15 protein-coding genes and 1 pseudogene are annotated in these 19,826 nt (G+C 50.1%); 11 read left to right on the top strand and 5 right to left on the bottom strand.

Annotated elements, in window-relative coordinates; all coding sequences use genetic code 11:
* Nucleotides 1–360: 360 nt before the first annotated feature.
* From pepT to foxA, 7 genes are all read left to right on the top strand, one after another.
* Nucleotides 361–1,617: a peptidase T gene (gene pepT, locus NMD08_RS20355; protein WP_370607721.1), complete on the top strand. Its 1,257-nt coding sequence runs from the start codon at nucleotides 361–363 to the stop codon at nucleotides 1,615–1,617.
* A complete protein-coding gene (gene dcuC, locus NMD08_RS20350; RefSeq protein ID WP_370618900.1) occupies nucleotides 1,614–2,975 on the top strand; it encodes a C4-dicarboxylate transporter DcuC in 1,362 nt (453 codons plus the stop codon). Before pepT ends, dcuC begins: the two co-directional genes overlap by 4 nt.
* A gap of 524 nt (nucleotides 2,976–3,499) precedes the next feature.
* Nucleotides 3,500–4,135, top strand: coding sequence for a DUF2913 family protein (locus tag NMD08_RS20345; RefSeq protein WP_187252964.1), 636 nt, complete (start codon nucleotides 3,500–3,502; stop codon nucleotides 4,133–4,135).
* 91 nt (nucleotides 4,136–4,226) lie between these two features.
* Complete coding sequence (locus NMD08_RS20340) at nucleotides 4,227–4,466, top strand: hypothetical protein (RefSeq protein ID WP_151218548.1); 240 nt, start codon at nucleotides 4,227–4,229, stop codon at nucleotides 4,464–4,466.
* A gap of 207 nt (nucleotides 4,467–4,673) precedes the next feature.
* A complete protein-coding gene (locus NMD08_RS20335) occupies nucleotides 4,674–6,233 on the top strand; it encodes a methyl-accepting chemotaxis protein (RefSeq protein ID WP_151218549.1) in 1,560 nt (519 codons plus the stop codon).
* A 197-nt stretch (nucleotides 6,234–6,430) separates the two neighbouring features.
* Nucleotides 6,431–7,414, top strand: coding sequence for a helix-turn-helix transcriptional regulator (locus tag NMD08_RS20330; protein ID WP_151224818.1), 984 nt, complete (start codon nucleotides 6,431–6,433; stop codon nucleotides 7,412–7,414).
* A 121-nt stretch (nucleotides 7,415–7,535) separates the two neighbouring features.
* Nucleotides 7,536–9,644: a ferrioxamine B receptor FoxA gene (gene foxA, locus NMD08_RS20325; RefSeq protein ID WP_370618898.1), complete on the top strand. Its 2,109-nt coding sequence runs from the start codon at nucleotides 7,536–7,538 to the stop codon at nucleotides 9,642–9,644.
* A 99-nt stretch (nucleotides 9,645–9,743) separates the two neighbouring features.
* On the opposite strand, the gene NMD08_RS20320 is transcribed toward foxA, so the two are convergent.
* The 4 genes from NMD08_RS20320 to NMD08_RS20305 all read right to left on the bottom strand — a co-directional run bounded on the left by NMD08_RS20320 (nucleotide 9,744) and on the right by NMD08_RS20305 (nucleotide 13,753).
* Complete coding sequence (locus tag NMD08_RS20320) at nucleotides 9,744–10,292, bottom strand: hypothetical protein (protein ID WP_187259336.1); 549 nt, start codon at nucleotides 10,290–10,292, stop codon at nucleotides 9,744–9,746.
* Between the two features lie 133 nt (nucleotides 10,293–10,425).
* Nucleotides 10,426–11,532, bottom strand: a complete 1,107-nt coding sequence (locus tag NMD08_RS20315) for a 4Fe-4S binding protein (protein ID WP_151218552.1) — start codon at nucleotides 11,530–11,532, stop codon at nucleotides 10,426–10,428.
* Between the two features lie 119 nt (nucleotides 11,533–11,651).
* A complete protein-coding gene (locus NMD08_RS20310; protein ID WP_187252958.1) occupies nucleotides 11,652–13,040 on the bottom strand; it encodes a diguanylate cyclase in 1,389 nt (462 codons plus the stop codon).
* An 80-nt stretch (nucleotides 13,041–13,120) separates the two neighbouring features.
* Nucleotides 13,121–13,753 (bottom strand): LysE family transporter, encoded by a 633-nt coding sequence (locus tag NMD08_RS20305; protein ID WP_151218554.1) that lies wholly within the window; start codon nucleotides 13,751–13,753, stop codon nucleotides 13,121–13,123.
* A 274-nt stretch (nucleotides 13,754–14,027) separates the two neighbouring features.
* On the opposite strand from NMD08_RS20305, the gene yahO reads away from it, so the two are divergent.
* Entirely contained in the window at nucleotides 14,028–14,303 is a 276-nt protein-coding gene (gene yahO, locus NMD08_RS20300; protein ID WP_151218555.1) for a DUF1471 family periplasmic protein YahO, read from the top strand.
* Nucleotides 14,304–14,335: 32 nt separating this feature from the next.
* On the opposite strand, the gene prpR is transcribed toward yahO, so the two are convergent.
* Nucleotides 14,336–15,946, bottom strand: coding sequence for a propionate catabolism operon regulatory protein PrpR (gene prpR, locus NMD08_RS20295; protein ID WP_151224820.1), 1,611 nt, complete (start codon nucleotides 15,944–15,946; stop codon nucleotides 14,336–14,338).
* A gap of 252 nt (nucleotides 15,947–16,198) precedes the next feature.
* Here prpR and prpB point away from each other — a divergent pair, with 252 nt between their 5' ends.
* The 3 genes and pseudogenes from prpB (at nucleotide 16,199) to NMD08_RS20280 (ending at nucleotide 19,821) form a co-directional block, all read left to right on the top strand.
* Nucleotides 16,199–17,080, top strand: coding sequence for a methylisocitrate lyase (prpB, locus tag NMD08_RS20290; RefSeq protein ID WP_151218557.1), 882 nt, complete (start codon nucleotides 16,199–16,201; stop codon nucleotides 17,078–17,080).
* Between the two features lie 80 nt (nucleotides 17,081–17,160).
* Nucleotides 17,161–18,330 (top strand): 2-methylcitrate synthase, encoded by a 1,170-nt coding sequence (gene prpC / locus NMD08_RS20285; RefSeq protein ID WP_003838667.1) that lies wholly within the window; start codon nucleotides 17,161–17,163, stop codon nucleotides 18,328–18,330.
* Nucleotides 18,331–18,369: 39 nt separating this feature from the next.
* A pseudogene (locus tag NMD08_RS20280) lies at nucleotides 18,370–19,821 on the top strand (bifunctional 2-methylcitrate dehydratase/aconitate hydratase).
* The last annotated feature ends 5 nt before the right edge of the window (nucleotides 19,822–19,826 follow it).

Raw genomic sequence — 19,826 nt, 5'->3', positions numbered from 1 at the left:
TTAAAAAAATATAGCGATAGTATGTCTTGTGCCAATACAGAACACAGGAATCTAAATGATTTCTATTATCTCTTAGGCTAGGCATACTGTTTATGACTTCTGTTAGCTTAACGCCATGGGAAATAGCAGTAAAAACAGACAGGGAATATGATTTTATCAATCAGAAAGGAGTTTTATAATCACAGGTATAATTACTGGCCTTTTTTATCTTCCTTTACATAAATCGTTGTCGTAATGCCCATAAAATCAGCGTTCCAGGATGAACGCTGATTTTATTTGGTTTCAGATAATTCAACCCGCGCTGCATGCCGAACACCTCTCGCAGTACCTCGTAAATGACAAATTAAAGGATCTCCAGGAATGGATATTGTTGAACGTTTTATTAACTACACGAAAATCAATACCACGACGTCACGGGAAAACGGCGCTAATGGGATAATGCCTTCTTCTCCCGGTCAAATGGAACTGGCAAAACTGCTTGCAGCAGAACTTGAAGCATTAGGAATGGAAAACATTAAGGTCAGGGATACCGCTATTGTGACGGCAACCCTACCAGCAAATACCGACGACACAATTCCGGTCGTCTCCTTTTTTGGTCATCTGGATACCAGTGCGGAACAAACCGCAGACACCAAAGCACAGCGCCTGCATTATCTCGGTGGGGATTTATGCCTGAACAAAGCGCTGAATATTTACCTGCGCGAAAGTGAATTCCCGGAACTGAAAAATTATATCGGTGATGACCTGCTGGTGACCGACGGGACCAGTCTGTTAGGTGCTGATGATAAAGCCGCCATCGCTGCGATCATGAATGCTCTTGCGTATCTGGTCGCTCACCCGGAGATTAAACATGGGCCGGTAAAAGTGGGGTTTGTCCCGGATGAGGAGCAGGGCTTGCGTGGCGCAAAAGCGTTTGATGTTGCTGCGTTTGGCGCTGATTTTGGCTATACCCTGGACTGCTGCGGTATCGGTGAGTTTGTTTACGAGAACTGGAATGCGGGTGATGCGGAAATCATCTTTACCGGCCAGTCCGCACACCCAATGTCGGCCAAAGGTAAGCTGAAGAACTCGCTGCTGATGGCGCATAAGTTTATTTCCATGCTACCCGGGGGAGAAGCGCCTGAGTATACGGAAGGGCGCGAAGGTTATTACTGGGTAAAACAGCTGCAGGGGAACAGTGCCCGCACGGTACTTAAGCTGGATATCCGCGATTTCAGTGAAGAAGGTTATAAGGCACGGATGGCGTTTATCCGCCAGCTTGCCGTCAGCACCTGTGCGCTGTGGGGAGAAAACAGCGTGGTCTGTCATTTAGCCGATCGTTATCAGAATGTGTTTAATAGCCTACAAGGTGATGCGCGTTATCCGATTGATATTGCATTACGCGCTTATCAGAAATGCGGCATAACGCCAGCCCCTGTCGCCATGCGTGGCGGATATGATGGTGCCGTGTTGTCGCAGAAAGGGTTGCCATGCCCAAATATTTTCACCGGTGCTCATAACTTCCATTCAATTTATGAGTATTTGCCGGTGCGTTCCCTTCGGGCTGCCAGTGATGTTGTGGTGGCTGTCATTGAGGAAACTTATGCTGAGTTCGCGCAGCGGGGAACCCAGCCATGATTCAGGTGTTAATAGCGCTACTGGTTATCGTGGTGGTCGCGCGTCTGATTCTGAAAGGTTATCGCGCTGAGCCCGTACTATTCATTGCAGGCTTAGTCCTGATGATTTGCACCGCGTTAACCGGATGGGGTTCCGTATTACCGAAGGGCGTTGCCAGTACGGGAATTTCATTTCTCGATCCTTTTGAGGTGATGCGCGATCTCTTCAGCACGCGCGCCGCCGATCTCGGTCTGATGATCATGGCGTTAATGGGATTTGCGCATTACATGGATCATATCGGCGCAAATGAAGCGGTCGTGCGTGTCGTCACGAAACCCTTACGGGCGCTGCGTTCACCCTATGTGCTGCTCTTTTTCTCCTACCTGCTCGCCAGCCTTCTGCAACTGGCCATTCCTTCAGCAACCGGGCTTGCCGTATTGCTGATGGGGACGATGTTCCCCATTATGCTGGGATTAGGCCTCTCAGCAGCCTCAGCTGCCGGGGTCATTGCGACTTCGCTTGGCGTGGCATACACCCCGACGGCAATCGATGCTATCAGGGGGTCTAAAGCGGTGAACATGGATGTGGTGGAATATGTTGTCTACCACCAGGGACCCGCCGCGCTGGTTACGGTTCTGGTCGTCGGGGTATGTCATTTTTTCTGGCAGCGGCATTGCGACCGTAAAGCAGGGACGTTACCGCGGGAAATAGGGAGCGCTGAGGTGACTGACTCAGGAAAAGCCCCTGCTTTTTACGCACTGCTCCCCATGCTTCCGATACTGATGGCTGTGGGATCATCCGAAATGTTCGTCAGGGGGATTAACCTGAATATCATCACTATTGTCCTTATTTCAATGACCATTTGTATGCTGATTGAATGGATTCGAGTGCGTGATTTAAAGTCGGTATGCGAAGGGTTCAGCCATTTCCTCAAAGGAATGGGGACCGCGTTTACCGGTGTGGTTGGACTGCTAGTTGCTGCAGGGGTTTTTGCTCACGGCATCAAAGTAATCGGTGCGATCGATCAACTCATTCTGATGGCAGAACACGTGGGATTACCGCCGTTTGCTATGGCGGTGGTGTTTGCGCTGGTGACGCTGGCCGCGGCTATCATTATGGGCTCGGGGAATGCACCATTCCTCGCCTTTGTTGAGCTCATTCCGCAAATCGCCGCCAGCATGGGCGCTAACGCCGTTGCTATGATCCTGCCGATGCAGCAGGCGTCGCATATGGGCCGGGCAATTTCGCCGGTTTCCGGCGTGGTGATTGCCGTTTCCAGTGGGGCGAAAATAACCCCATTCGATGTGGTGAAGCGTACTGCCGTACCGTTGATTGTGGGGTTTGTGACTCACACCCTGATCATCGGTATTTTCTATTAACGGTATCTGAGACAAGCCAACCTCCTGTGCATCGACTCGGGGGGGCTTTTTTGTATTGGACGAAATTAAAAGCGTTAATATTACTGATACCTCTTTAAAAAAAACGGCCTGTGGCCGCGAGGCTATCCGTTGCGTTGCGTAGGCAAAAATGTGATTTCATCAGGATATTTAAAGTCTGTTTTGTGTTGAAAGGGGGGATTTCCTGGAATGTCAGGCGGAACATGCCAGGATATTTCCTCAAATCAGCAATTTTTGAAATTTTATGATAATCATATTGCTAACGAAAGGCGGAGTTGATAACTGGTAAGTATTATTAGTTTTTGTCTTTATTATATAATTCTTATTATTTATTGCTGAACCACACTGTCATCAATGATTAATAAGAATAATGTATTGAAATTGCATTTTTATTACATAGTGATAATTTAATCTGGATCATATTTTGATGTTTTTAGTTGTAGTAATTTTTCAAATGGAATAATGCAATGTTTACATGTATCAATGATTTATTTGGGCAGGTTTAAGTGGTAAGGGATTCAGGAAAAGTTAGTACGTTACGACACCATTATCAGGATGATCTTGAAGCATTTACCTGGAGTGCATTAGTCGCAATTGGTATCGCAATACAGGACCGCAAGATTCACTCTAAAATGTCAGAGCATCTTTTTATTATGCAATGGCTGGCGATCGCTAAAAAAAGAAAGCTCTTCTCAAGGAACGTCGTCAATGAACTTCAATGGTTAATTGATGAAGGAAAGAAAAAAAGTCTCAATGCGCAACTTAAATTTAAAATAGAATATCTATACTCAACGTCGAGTGGTGATGTATCGATGCAAAATGACTACTTTAAGTTTACTCATTCGATTGAGGTATTGAGAAATAATGGCTGGGAAAGCTTTCTGCTTACGCCAGAGAAGTGGCGTGATCTGCATGAAAAGATTAAAGTAAGAGCAGGTGATTTTATTTTTATGGATGACACACGGCTTCAGGAGTGTTTTGGCGTACAGGGTGAGATTGTCAAACCATTCTGTATCCGGGTATATGGTGATGTTGAGTTTGCCAAGTTAACTTTCATTAAACATAACCTTCCGGCTGAGTTTGTAAAGCACATTTCAAATGAATTTTATCACTTCCATTTTCTTTTGGTAAGTAATGCTTAACTGAAGAAATGAGCAGTGTGCTGTTAATTAAAACATTGTGTTGATCAACATGTGAGATTATCGGATATAAACCACGTTCCAGGGATAGCGAATGTTTACTCGAAAGTTAGTGATTACCAGCGAATGGATAAGGTTATCTGATATTCCAGACAGCGTGTCCATTTCTTTTCGCGGAGTTCTCGAGATAGCTGAAAGCACAGGCGCGCCAGAAGCCAGTACACCTTTGTTACGTTTAGAAAATGAAATGGCGCAGATCGTTGTTGATTCGTTGTCCTGGGTGCGGGCGCCCGTCGATTATCAGGAAGAGGTTACCGTTCATATCTATAAGTAATATTAATGTTGAATGGTTTTGGCCTTATTATTGCCGATACAAAAGGGTGGCTGTTAATCGCAGTATGTACACCTGTGTAATTAATTTATTACGTGAGAATGAATGCGGAAACTTTCTAATAATTAACCATTTTACAGGTTAAGATATTGCGTGATGTGTCGATAACTATTAAGTCGCAGATGACTTTATTGTTATGGAGATGTTTAAATGTTAAAGGATATGAGAATTAAAACCAGCCTGTTATTATTGCTGTTGCTATTTACTTTCATGCAGTTTTTTTCCAATGGATTTGAGTTGGTAGATCTCAAAGGAAATCAAAAAAACACCTTGTTACTACATAATATCATTAAGGAGCAGGATACACTGCATAATGTCGTTGAGGCTGTTTATAAAGTAAGAAGCGTGCTTGATAATATTCAACAACATAATCCGACTGATGTCCAACAGACATTACAACAGGTGCAAGATCAGCTGGCGTATGCCAGAAAACAGTTCGATGTTTTCTGGGGGATTCCTGGCTTGACTGCTGACGATCCGCAAATCGGTAAAATTATCAGAACGGCTTTTGAGCAACAAATGGATGCTGAACAAAAGTCTGTTGATAAATTAAACGTGACGCTTTCCAGCAATAGTGTGATTAATACACAAGAAAATGCTAATGCAGAACTGCTCGCGGCCCGCAAAAATTTTGATAACGAAGTGACGAATTATTACCAGTCAACAATGCTGATTGGTGAGAAGATCGTTGCACAAACACACGTTCAGTTTAATAACTCAATCCTGAAGGTATCGGTGATCCTGGTCATTACGGTGCTTATCTTCTTTATTTGTAACTTCTGGTTGAACCGGACCATCATTCAGCCTTTAAAAATCGTATCTGAGCATTTTGAGCGGATTGGTAAAGGTGATTTAAGCCATCCTGTCAAGGTGTCGGGTAACAATGAAATCGGGGTATTGTGCTTAAATTTGCATAATATGCAAAACGGCCTGCGGGAGACTGTCAGCACTATTCGTGATGGTGTTGAATCGATTAATGTCGGTATGCAGGAAATTGCTTCCGGTAATTCCGATTTATCAACCCGTACGGAACAACAGGCTGCGGCAGTAGTGGAAACGGCAGCCAGTATGGAGCAGATTTCAGTTACCACAAAAAATAATACGGATAAGTCACATCAGGCATCCGTCATGACCAGTGAAAGTACGGAAATGGCATTGCGTGGTGAGCGTTTAATGAGCGATATGGTTGAGAAAATTCACCTGATCAGCCGAAATGCGCAAGGCGTGAACGAAATATCCAATGTTATTGATAGTATTGCTTTTCAAACCAATATCCTGGCATTAAACGCGGCGGTGGAAGCTGCACGCGCGGGTGAGTCCGGGCGTGGGTTTGCCGTAGTGGCGAGTGAAGTCCGAACCCTTGCGCAGCGCAGCGCCTCCTCGGCGAAAGAGATCAGTGAACTGGTTGCCAAAGCGGCAATTAGCGTCAAAGAAGGGGTGGAAATAGCCGAAAATAGTGGCGCCATGATGGCGGATATTGCGAAGGCAATACGCAACATTAATGTACTAATGGAAGATATATCCGGAGCATCAGGGGAACAAAGTCGCGGCATAGAGCAGATCCGTGTTGCCGTGACTCAAATGGAGCAGGTGACCCAGCAAAATGCCTCGTTAGTGGAAGAAATTGCTGCGACGACTGGCAGCGTGGAAGAACAATCGGCAATGTTATCTGAGGCGGTGGCTGTGTTCCAGGTGGAAGAAAAATCGTAGCATAGTATTCAAGACGTTAACCAGGCGCTGCTCATCTCATCAGTGGGTTATTCAGCCTGATGAGATGGCTGGCTACTGAGAAACTTTTTATCACTTAATTGATAATGGTTCTCATTATTATTGTTGTGTTCTGCGCGGAATGGTAATGTTGCTATCAGTCATAAACCATTAATCCCATTTTCTGTGCAGAAGAGAGCATGAACAACACCACCGGCCAAAATACATCCGCACGCCTGACACGTACCTACTCCGTCAGTGAATTTATGGATTTTGGTGAGCGCTACGGAATTGATTACCGCTTTCCGCAACTGTCGCAAAAGCCAGCTTTACTTCACTCCAGTCCCGTACTGCAGGGGAATGTCGAAGAGATGACATTACCCTGCGGGATGTGCGTCACCCACTCTGATGTCCAGGTGCTACAACCCTACGAAACCACCTCCCGTCATAGCAGCCCTCTGTATATGCTGGTGGTGCTGGAAGGCTGTGTGATCCTGACGATCAACGGGCTGGAACACGTGGTGCGCTCCGGGATGGCGTTTAGCTCGCGCCTTAGCGAACACCAGACCATGAATGCCCGTCACGCTGCGCACTGCAAACTGCGTACGTTATCGCTGGGGCTGTATCCTGATGGCGCGTGGCGTACGGGGTTGCTGGAGGCGTTGATGCGCGAGTGGGAAAGATGCCTGACGCCGACGCTTATCTGGCAGGTGCCGGGTTTTTTGCTTAGCGGATTACAGTATGCCCAGCAAAGTACGCTCAGCTATGTTTCTCGCCAACTGATGCTGGAAGGGCTAATTCTGCAGTTGTTTGGCCACGGCCTCAGCATTTGTCAGCTGGAGAGCGGTAAGCGCCAGGCCGCTAGCAGCGAACAGCAGCGCCTCGAGATCGTGCGCCGACTGCTGGAGCTGAGTCCCGAGAATGACTACACCCTCAGTGCACTGGCCCAACGCGCAGCGATGAGTCCCAGCAGCCTGCGCAGCAAATTCCGTGCGGCGTATGGCTGTTCCGTCTTTGACTACCTGCGCGATTGCCGTCTGGAACGTGCGCGCGGATATTTACTGGAAGGATACAGCGTACAGCAGGCGGCCTGGATGTCGGGTTATCAGCACGCGACTAACTTCTCTACCGCTTTTCGTCGTCGTTACGGCTTTTCGCCGGGCGATATGCTCAAACTTTGCTAATCCATTTTTGCGTTTTGCGCACGTTTCTGCCTGACAATTTGGCACTGCGCATAGGCAACCTGGCATCCGGCATAGCTATCTCTGCCAGCAAAAAGGTAATAATTCTCACTTACAATTAGACATGCCTTGGGAGATATTCATGTTCGCGAAGACTCGGTTGGCGCTGATGGTGGGATGGGTGACCGGTAGCGTAGCTTTTCCTCTGCTGGCGCAGGAAACAACAAAAAACGATACGGTGGTGGTTACCTCGCAAATGCAGAGCGGAGCCACCAAACTTGCCACGCCGGATATTGAAACCCCACAGTCGGTGTCAATTATTACTCGCGAACAGTTTGAAGAGCAGGGCGCTACCAGCGTGCGTCAGGCCGTCAGCTACACGCCAGGGGTGTACAGCAACCAAATTGGCGCCTCTAACCGTTTTGATTACATCGTACTGCGCGGTTTCTCCGACGGTAGCCTGGACAACGTTTATCTCGACGGCCTCAAGATGATGGGCGACACCAATTCGCACAGCTCGTTGGTGGTCGATCCGTGGTTCCTTGAAGATATCGAAGTGGTACGCGGCCCGGCTTCCGTACTGTATGGCCGTTCCTCTCCGGGCGGTATTGTGGCGCTGACATCACGTAAGCCGTCGTTTGATGCGGGCAGAGAAGTGAAGCTGTTTGCCGGCAACAACAACCAGCGCGGCGCGGCGTTTGACGTTACCGGGGCGCTGGATGATAACGATCGCGTCGCCGCACGACTGAGTGGAATGACGCGTTATGCGGACTCGCAGTTTGGTCCCTTGAAGGAAGAACGTTACGCGCTGATGCCGAGCCTCACCTGGCGCATCACCGATCAAACGCGTCTGGATCTGATGGCCTATCTGCACCGTGACCCCGAAGGTGGTAGCCACTCCGGTTTGCCGTATGACGGTACCGTGGTTCCACATTACGGCCAAAAGATCTCCAACACCTTTTATGAAGGCGAGGATGATTACGATAAATACGATCGTCGCGAAAACATGGTGGGCTACAACATTGAGCACCTGTTCGACAGCGGCTGGTCGGTACGGCAAAAGCTGCGCTATCTGCATACCGACGTTGAACTGAACCAGGTGTATGCGGCAGGCTGGCTGAATGAAGCCGAGCTTAATCGCGGCTACTCCGGTTCTGATGAAAAAATGTCGGCGATTACGCTGGATAACCAGCTCGATGGCAGCTTTGATACCTGGCAGGTTAACCACCGTCTGCTGGTGGGGATCGACTATCAGGATCGCAGTAACAATACCACCGGCTACTACGGGGCGTTTCCGCCGATTGATGTCTTTAATCCGGTGTATGGTGCAAAGCCTGAGTACATCAACATGTATGCGCGTGAGAAGCACAAACTACGTCAGACGGGCTACTATTTGCAGGATCAGATGTCATGGGATCGCTGGCGTATTACGCTCGGTGGTCGTTACGATCAAGTCAGCGTATCTAACATTGATAAGCAAAACGATACCCGCAGCGACCTGGATAAAAACAACTTCAGCACCCGCGCCGCGCTGCTTTATCTGTTCGATAATGGTTTTGCACCGTACGTGAGTTATTCCACTGCCTTTACGCCAACCAGCTTTGCTGATGAGAACGGGAATCTGCTGGACCCGATGAAAGGTAAGCAGTGGGAAGCCGGCCTGAAATATGAGCCGGAGGGACTCAACAGCCAGTTTAGCGCGTCGGTGTTCCGTATCAATCAAACCAATATCGCCACCAAAGAAGAACCGACCGATCCGTATCGCTCGATTGGGGAAATTGAGTCTGAAGGGATAGAACTGGAGGCGATTAGCCAACTGACGGAGAGTTTCCGTCTGCAGGCGGCATATACCTATACCGATATTCGTTATAAGAAAAGCAGCCCGGCAGAGCAGGGCAAGCGCGCGGTATACGCGCCGCGTAATCAGGCCAGTACCTGGCTGAGTTACGATGTAAAAAGCGGCCCGCTGAACGGTTTGACGCTGGGCACAGGTGTGCGTTACGTCAACGGTATTACCAGCGACCGCCTGAATACTCACACCCTGCCTTCCTACACGCTGGTGGATATGGCGGTTGGCTACGACTTAACGAGTATTGGTATTAAAGGTTGGAGCGCGCAGTTGAACGTCAACAATCTGACCGACAAGCGTTACGTTGCGGCCTGTAATTCGCTCTCATACTGTTATTTCGGCGTCGAGCGTAGCATTGTCGGTAGCGTGTCCTGGAAATTCTGATGCTTCAGCTGGATGGCGGCGCTGACACGTTATCCGGCCTAAGGGGGGCACACTTATCCAGGCCGGATAAGCGAAGCGCCATCCGGCTGGGTGGCGCGGTTATTGCGTAAAACCGTTTTGCATACAAATCTGCGCGCTGGTTCTCAGAGTAAAGGCGACTTTATCTGGGTACTGGCTGTAATAGTTATGTTCTTCTTCCAACCCTTTCGCCTGCGCCAGACGTACCGTTTCCAGCGAGCAGGTACGGTAGATAAGGTCTTTATTCATATTGCTTTGCTTCTCGCGCTGTTTATCTGCAGACAGCGCCAGCCAGCTCTCGGACAGCGAGTAATCGTAGACCACTCGATTTCCTTTTGCCTGCACGTTCTCAATGGTAATGAATTCGTCGATCTTTAGTCTTGGCTGCCCACGCATTTTTTTCTTATCTTCTGCGGCGGCATATTGCGCCAGCGCATTAATATCCATCCCGGCTATTTTCTGCTTATAGATATCGACATACGCGGCGGGTTGCTGATAATGCTGAGTATAAGCATTTCTTAATTCTCCGTCGCTCATCGTACAACCCGCCAGAAACAGAGGTAATAGCAGCGCCAGTTTTAGTTTAGTCATGATGTTGTCCCGTTTATTATTGTGGTCCCGGTCACCCATAACAGCTATTACGGGCGATATTTAAGGTTGTATAAACGGGGAGGCGGGGGGACAAGTTCAAAAGTCTTAAAATGGCGTATCAGGCGGCAAACCCTGCCAGAATTGGCAGGGTTTTTGAGCATACGGTAAAGAATTAATGGCCGATCATTTTGGCCTTCGGGATCAACTGGAAATACATATGATCCGGCACCGGCGTCTGCCAGACATTGGCATACATCGCATAGCCTACGGCGGCAAACAGAATACCGAGCAGCAGTAGCGTCATTGTCCACCCTGATAACCTACCTTGTCGCCACCATGGTTTAGACGCTGCACTGTGCCCTGATTGCGCGCCAGGTGGTGTTTTCAGTGACATGGTCAGTGTCGAGGCCACCGGGCAGGATTCAACACAGGTCATGCATCCCGTGCATTCCACGGTACGCACCTGAATCAGCTTGTCGACCGGGATATTCGACGGGCAGTTTTTCGCGCATTTCCCGCAGTCGATGCAACTGTCAGCGTTGCGGCGGATTTTAAACGGCGAGAGCAGCGAAAACAGACCAAGCAGCGCGCCGTAAGGGCACAGATAACGACACCAGGTGTTGCGAATAAACAGGCTCAGGACGCTGATACCTCCTACGAAGATGAGCGTGGCGGAGCCAATATGGCGAAAGAAATCGAGCATCTTCACATCGATAATGATGCCATAGGCCGACGTCAGAAAATATTGGATCCCCTGAGCAGGCATCGACAGGGCGATATACAGGAAGAAACTCAGCAGCAGATACTTCAGGCTGAGCAGCGGGATATCCAGCCAGCGCGGTAGCGTGAATTGACGACCAAATACTTTTTTTCCCAGATTCCCGAGCAATTCGGAAAGCGTGCCCACTGGGCACAACCACGAACAAAAAGCTTTTTTTAACAACAGGCTAATCAGGATAAACGCAACTAACAGCAGCATAGAGGCGGCATGGATGGGCGGAAGAAAACCAGTCTCCAGCGTGTAACGGATATTCATCAAGCCCGCTATCGGCAGCCATCCCTCAATACCGCCGGGTCTTGATATATAGACGCTGTTACCGGCGGTTTCAAAATAGCGAACCCAGTACCAGAACGTTACACCTATATAAATATTGATAGCCAGCAGCAGAAACTGGGTGGCTTTTCGCCAGCTGCTGGCGTTGCGCCAGTCATTCCACGGTAGTTTGCCCCCGCTTGTGCCTGGACGGCGCTGCCAGCGCATTCTCTTCTTCCCGTTCATGGTCTTCTACATTCCCTCATATTTTCCCACTTACATTCAGCGGGGTTAGCTCAGGGATATGCTAACGCGACTCAGATATGATGTATTTGATTTGCATCTTATTAAGCGAATGATAACGGTCATTCATGGTAAACCTCAACGCGGTCGCGGCCATTGCTTTTTGCCAGATATAGTGCGCGATCGGCTTTATCAACCAACTGTTTATAGTCGGGATGATAGTCATATTCGGCAATACCAATACTGACGGTAATAGAAAATGACTCTGTTGCTGAGGTTGTCATGCGCATCTCGGCAATCTTCATGCGCAGTGTTTCCAGAATAATACTGGCCTGCGATTTGTCAGACTCGACGAGCAGAATCATAAATTCTTCGCCACCATAGCGGAATACGTAATCGCTGCTGCGGATATGATCATATATGATCGCTGCAACGTTTTTGAGCGTCTGATCGCCGGTGTTATGTCCGTAGCTGTCGTTGATTTGCTTAAAGTAGTCAATATCCAGCATTGCCAGGGTAAAAGGCTTACGCGTATGCAACGCCAGCGAAATCTCACGGCGCATAATCGTTGGAATAAAACGCCGGTTAAGCAACTGAGTCAGTGAGTCCTTACCATTTTCCTGCTTAACCAGCGCGTCAAACATTGAGGCGAGCAGGAAATGGATTTGTGCCGATAGCTGGCGAATATCCTGCAATAAGCTCATCCGCTCAGATTCTGTCGGCTGATGCTGATGCGACAGGGTGGTTGTCAGACGGCTGTCGATCTCTGTAATCAGTGATTCCATCTTTTTCAACAGATTGCTGCTGCCGAGAATGTGTTTTCCCTTGTGTGAGAACCACATACCGAAATCAGAATTCGCCAGAAGCACCATCTCACCGAAAGGCATTCCGGTGGCGATGTTATAGATAAACTGGTTTTCCCAGTCGGTAAATGAACGGATTTGCCGCTCGCGCTCGACGTTAACGTCATCGTAAATAGTCTGCAGGCGGTACTGCTCCTGCGTATGCATTGAGTTTTGAAAACTGGGGGAATAGGAGACCGTCATGGCCTCCAGCGCCGTGTCCATTGCCAGGCTGCTGAAACAGATGGCATCGCTCAGCAGGGCGGATGAGTCATGCGCTTTGTTTTTCAGGACCCGATACAATTCATCTTTCAGTTTACGCGCGCCGCGGTTCACCAGATCGATGGGCAGACCAATACGGGCATGCACCACGCCAATTTTGCGCTGTTTGGCCAGGAGTTGTGAGAGATCTTCATGTGCGCTACCAAGGACACTGCGCAGCCAGTCAAACATGCTGCCGCTGAGGCGGGTGCTGACCTGCTCTGTATTGAGGAACAATGCGCTCTCCGCGTGGGAGAGCATATAGTCATAAAAAACGGTTACTAAATGACGAATCTCCTCATCGCTTAATGACATCAGGAGCGAATGAACTTCTGGAGATGTTTGACGTAACAGCGCCTGCCATTCTGTAAGGAGTAATGTGTCGTTTACCGGATCAACTTGTTCCATCTCACAACCACTCAAAATACGATTAAAAAATTCAGGCGGTATTACGGACAATTACCTCACGATGGTCAAGTTAAACTCTCTTATCGATGGCTAATACCCTCATAAATAAGCCTGAGCGCGAAGATACCAATAATTGCGCCAATCACCCGACTGGCAACGCGTTGGATTCGGCCATATGCACGGCGTACAGCGGGTAACGAAAATGCCTGGCTGAGAAAAATACGCCAGATAATGGAAGACAACACAATACCAGCCCAGGCCATCAGCCTGGCCCACGTTGGCGTGTCTGCGCTTAAGGTGACCGAGAAGATACTAATAAAAAACAGTACGGTTTGCGGATTAGATAAATCCGTTAATAACCCACGGCGGAAAAACACATACCACGGGGCGGAAAGCGGCTGCTGTAACGTTGGCATTTGCGGTGTCGCCTGGTGGCGGATGCTGTTCCAGGCAAACCACAGCAGATAGGCGCCGCCAACAATCTTAATCAACGAAAATATCTCTTCACACTGGGTGATGAGCGTCGCCATACCAAACAGGCCAAGGCCGGAGTAGAACGCATCGCCCAGGGCCACGCCCAGACCGGTCATCACCCCCGCACGCCGCCCTGACGCCAGGCTGGTTTGCACCACCACAAACAGGTTCGCGCCGGGATTAAAAAAGGTTAAAACAAACAGGCTGACGGTGAGCACGACGGCATGTAGCGGTTCCATAGACAACCATTCCTCAAATATTCATAAAGTTAACACTATAATTTCAGCGAGCGGGCTGTTCTGAGGATCAACTCACACTGGCTATTGAAACTTTGAACAAGTTGATGTGCTGATACTCGATGGCGCAGTTTTATCTGCGCCACAAAATTTCTATATATTTCTGCTGAGTGTGGATTTTTTATCCAGTTTGGACTAGTTATTAATCATCCTTGAATCGCGTTATCTCATGTTCAGGGATGGATGATGGCATCATAACAAAACCTGGAGCTCGTCTATGAAAACTGGAATTAAAGTACTTATTGGTGCATTAGCTTTTGTCGTGACCAACGCATATGCCGCAGAATTTATGACAAAACTTGAGTTTGAAAAGGTTGAGTCGCAGTACACAAAAATCGGTGATATCTCAACGAGTAATGAAGTTTCTGTCGCAGATGCCAAAGAAGAACTGCTGAAGAAAGCCGAACAGAAAGGTGCCGATGTTGTGGTATTAACTTCCGGTCAAACGGATAATAAAATCCATGGCACAGCCAATATCTACAAGAAAAAATAATACGCTGCTGTAAAAATCACGACTCCCGTCGGTCATTGTGCTGGCGGGTTTTCTTTTAATCTACGCCAGAATGTGGTTCGGCTTACCCCGAGATATCGCGCGGCCGCAGTTTTATCACCATTAAATTGCGCCAGTACCTGCTGCGGCGTTAGCGCTGAGGATACCTGTGGCGTGTCAGCCGCAGCGGCCAGTTCTGGTAACAGCTGCTGCAAAAATTGTATGTTTAGTTCCGGCTGTGGCTCGACGCTTAAGAACAACGCAAGGCGCTCCATCATATTACGCAGTTCGCGGATATTTCCCGGCCAGCCATAATTCAGTAACGTCGGCTGACTCAGACTCAGCCCCTTGCGCACAGACTCAGAAAACGGCACGTCCAGATCCGCCAGCGACTGTTTTAAAAAACCTTCCGCCAACGGCAGGATATCGGGTAAGCGCTCGCGTAGCGGCGGCAGCGTGAGGCGTAATATGCTCAGGCGATAAAACAGATCGGTGCGAAACTCACCCTGTTTCATCTCCTGCTCCAGGTTGCAGTGCGTGGCGCTGATCACCCGTACATCGACCGGAATCGGCTGATGTCCCCCGACCCGGGTAACCTCTTTTTCTTCCAACACGCGCAGCAGCCGGGTTTGTAACGGCAGCGGCATTTCGCCTATCTCATCAAGAAACAGCGTTCCGCCGTGGGCGATTTCAAACAGGCCCGCGCGTCCTCCCCGACGGGAGCCGGTAAAGGCGCCATCCTCATAGCCGAACAGTTCCGCTTCCAGTAGTGATTCGGTGATGGCCCCGCAGTTGACGGCGACAAACGGCGGCGAAGGTTTACCGCGCCGATTCTCCTGACGGGTGAAAAACTCACGATGAATGGCCTGCGCCGCCAGCTCTTTACCGGTGCCGGTTTCGCCCTGAATCAGCACCGGGGCGCGGGAGCGGGCGTAAAGCATAATAGTGTGCCGCACCTGTTCCATTTGCGCAGAGTGGCCGCGCATATCCCCCAGCGCATAGCGGGTACGTAGCGTATCGCCGGACGCGTACTGACCGTTTCTGTGCAGCGTCAGACGCGTCATATCGAGTGCATCAACAAAGGCCTGGCGCACGGTGGCCGCCGAATAGATAAAGATGCCGGTCATGCCTGCTTCTTCAGCCAGGTCAGTAATCAACCCCGCGCCGACTACCGCTTGTGTACCGCTGGCCTTCAGTTCGTTGATTTGTCCACGAGCATCTTCTTCGGTGATATAGCTGCGCTGTTCAAGTTGCAAATTGAAGGTCTTTTGAAAGGCGAGAAGCGCAGGGATAGTTTCCTGATAGGTAATGACACCAATCGACGAGGTGAGCTTACCTGCTTTTGCCAGCGCCTGTAGCACGTCAAACCCGCTGGGTTTAATCAGAATAACCGGGATCGATAGACGGCTTTTCAGATACGCCCCGTTGGAGCCTGCCGCAATGATGGCATCGCAACGCTCGGTGGCCAGCTTCTTTCGGATATACGTCACCGCTTTTTCAAAACCCAACTGAATAGGGGTGATGGTTGCCAGGTGGTCGAACTCCAGGCTGATGTCGCGAAACAGTTCGAACAGACGGGTGACAGAAACCGTCCAGATAACCGGTTTGTCGTCGTTCACCCGCGGCGGAAGATGCCTATCAGCCATAACCAACCCAAAAAAGTAAGGAACCGAATAATGGGTTTAGTCGTGTTTCATAAATGTTGCAATGAAACGTTAAGGTCGGTTTCATGAAACGATAGCTGACACGCTTTTGTACAACAAAGATACAGGAATTTATTTTAATCTATTGTTTTTGAAGGTGAATATATAAATTGATTAAAAATTAAGGTCTTTGGCATATCCCTTGCTTTAGGTAAATCAACGAATGCTAACAAGTTGATAACAAGAGGACGGGATATGTCTCAACACTCCCCAGGGCTGGCGTTTCGCGCTGCGCTCACTAAAGAAAATCCATTACAAATCGTTGGCACCATCAACGCCAATCACGCTCTGCTGGCCCAACGCGCCGGGTATCAGGCGATTTATCTCTCCGGCGGCGGTGTGGCGGCAGGGTCGTTAGGGCTGCCGGATCTCGGTATTTCTACCCTTGATGATGTGCTGACCGATATTCGTCGCATTACTGATGTTTGCCCGCTGCCCTTGCTGGTGGATGCGGATATCGGGTTTGGATCGTCAGCGTTCAATGTGGCGCGTACCGTGAAGTCGATTTCCAAAGCTGGGGCTGCCGCGCTGCATATTGAAGATCAGATCGGCGCCAAGCGCTGCGGCCATCGCCCGAACAAAGCGATCGTCTCTAAAGAAGAGATGGTCGACAGGATCCGCGCTGCGGTGGATGCACGTACCGACCCCAACTTTGTCATCATGGCGCGGACCGATGCGTTGGCAGTGGAAGGGTTAGAGGCGGCCATCGATCGTGCCCAGGCGTACGTCGAAGCCGGCGCGGACATGCTGTTTCCGGAAGCCATCACCGAGCTTGCGATGTACCGCCAGTTTGCCGACGCGGTGCAGGTGCCGATCCTCGCCAACATTACTGAATTTGGCGCTACGCCGCTGTTCACCACCGATGAATTGCGTAGCGCGAACGTTGCGATGGCGTTGTATCCGTTATCGGCCTTTCGCGCCATGAACCGCGCTGCGGAAAAGGTTTACAACGTGCTGCGCCAGGAAGGAACGCAGAAGAGCGTGATCGACATTATGCAGACGCGCAACGAACTGTACGAAAGCATCAATTACTACCAGTTCGAAGAGAAACTCGACGCGTTGTATAGCAAAAAGTAACCGTCGTAGGCCGGATAAGGCACAGCCGCCATCCGGCAATAAATTTGTACCCTACATATTATAAAAATGACGAGGACAACATGAGCGACACAACGATCCTGCAAAATAGTACCCATGTCATTAAACCTAAAAAATCGGTTGCGCTGTCAGGCGTTGCCGCCGGAAATACCGCGCTGTGTACCGTAGGCAAAAGCGGTAACGACCTGCACTATCGCGGTTACGATATTCTCGACCTGGCGCAGCAGTGCGAATTTGAAGAAGTCGCACATCTGCTGATCCACGGGAAATTACCCACCCGCGATGAACTCACCGCCTATAAAAGCAAACTCAAAGCGCTGCGCGGACTGCCGGCTAACGTGCGCACCGTGCTGGAAGCGCTGCCAGCCGCCTCGCATCCGATGGATGTGATGCGCACCGGCGTCTCCGCGCTGGGCTGTACGCTGCCGGAAAAAGAAGGTCATACCGTCTCCGGTGCGCGCGATATCGCCGACAAGCTACTGGCGTCGCTCAGTTCAATCCTTTTGTACTGGTATCACTATAGCCATAACGGCGAGCGTATTCAGCCAGAAACTGACGATGATTCTATTGGCGGTCACTTCTTGCACCTGCTGCATGGCGAAAAGCCGTCGCGAAGCTGGGAAAAAGCGATGCATATTTCGCTGGTGCTGTACGCCGAGCACGAATTTAACGCCTCCACCTTTACCAGCCGCGTGATTGCCGGGACCGGCTCCGATATGTATTCCGCGATTATCGGCGCGATTGGCGCACTGCGTGGTCCGAAACACGGCGGAGCGAATGAAGTGTCGCTGGAGATCCAACAGCGCTACGAAACGCCGGACGAAGCCGAAGCGGATATCCGTAAACGCGTGGAAAACAAAGAAGTGGTGATTGGTTTTGGTCATCCGGTTTACACCATCGCTGACCCGCGTCATCAGGTGATCAAGCGCGTGGCGAAACAGCTTTCTCAGGAAGGCGGTTCGCTGAAAATGTACAACATTGCCGACCGTCTGGAAGACGTGATGTGGGAAACGAAAAAGATGTTCCCCAACCTCGACTGGTTCTCGGCGGTCTCCTACAACATGATGGGCGTCCCCACTGAAATGTTCACCCCGCTGTTTGTCATCGCCCGCGTCACCGGCTGGGCGGCGCACATCATCGAACAGCGTCAGGACAACAAAATTATCCGTCCTTCCGCCAATTACACCGGCCCGGAAGATCGCGAATTTGTCCCGATTGAAAAACGTTGCTAATTCAAAAACCTCTAAAGATAAAAATAGGAAATGTACCCTATGTCCGCACATATTTCGAACGTCCGCCCGGAATTTGACCGTGAAATCGTTGATATCGTTGATTACGTCATGAACTACGAGATCACCTCGAAGGTGGCGTATGACACCGCGCATTATTGCCTGCTTGATACATTAGGCTGCGGCCTGGAAGCGCTGGAATATCCGGCCTGTAAAAAACTGCTGGGACCGGTCGTCCCTGGTACAGTGGTGCCGAACGGCGTACGCGTACCTGGCACCCAGTTCCAGCTCGACCCGGTGCAGGCGGCGTTTAACATCGGCGCGATGATCCGCTGGCTGGATTTTAACGATACCTGGCTTGCCGCTGAGTGGGGTCATCCTTCCGATAACCTCGGCGGTATTTTGGCCACGGCTGACTGGCTGTCACGCAATGCGGTGGCGGTGGGGAAAGCGCCGTTGACCATGAAAAAAGTGCTGACCGGCATGATCAAAGCTCATGAGATTCAGGGCTGTATCGCGCTGGAAAACTCGTTTAATCGCGTTGGTCTCGATCACGTCCTGCTGGTAAAAGTGGCCTCCACGGCGGTGGTCGCTGAGATGCTCGGGCTGAACCGGGATGAAATTCTCAACGCCGTGTCGCTGGCGTGGGTCGACGGACAGTCGCTGCGTACTTATCGCCATGCGCCAAATACCGGTACGCGTAAATCCTGGGCAGCAGGCGATGCGACCTCACGCGCGGTACGTCTGGCATTGATGGCGAAAACCGGTGAGATGGGGTATCCGTCCGCGCTGACGGCGAAAACCTAGGGCTTTTACGATGTCTCTTTCAAAGGCGAATCGTTCCGCTTCCAGCGCCCGTACGGCTCTTATGTGATGGAAAACGTGCTGTTTAAAATCTCCTTCCCGGCAGAGTTCCACTCGCAGACCGCGGTAGAAGCGGCAATGACGTTGTACGAGCAGCTACACGCCGCAGGTAAAACGGCGGCGGATATCGAAAAAGTCACTATTCGCACGCATGAAGCCTGTATCCGCATCATCGACAAAAAAGGCCCGCTGAATAATCCGGCGGACAGGGATCACTGTATCCAGTATATGGTTGCCATTCCGCTGCTGTTCGGGCGCTTAACGGCGGCAGATTACGAAGATGGCGTGGCGCAGGACAAACGCATTGATGCCCTGCGCGAGAAGATCAACTGCTTCGAAGATCCGGCTTTTACCGCTGATTACCACGATCCGGAAAAACGCGCCATCGCCAACGCCATCACTCTGGAGTTCACCGACGGTTCACGCTTTGAAGAAGTGGTGGTGGAGTACCCAATCGGCCACGCGCGTCGTCGTACTGACGGCATACCGAAGCTGGTCGAGAAGTTCAAAATCAACCTGGCGCGTCAGTTCCCGACCCGACAGCAGCAGCGCATTCTGGATGTCTCCCTGGACAGAACTCGCCTGGAGCAGATGCCGGTCAATGAGTATATGGATCTCTTCATTATTTAAACCAG

This window comes from Citrobacter meridianamericanus (genome assembly GCF_041320245.1).
GTDB lineage: Bacteria > Pseudomonadota > Gammaproteobacteria > Enterobacterales > Enterobacteriaceae > Citrobacter > Citrobacter meridianamericanus.
This window is presented reverse-complemented; position numbering and strand designations above follow the sequence as displayed.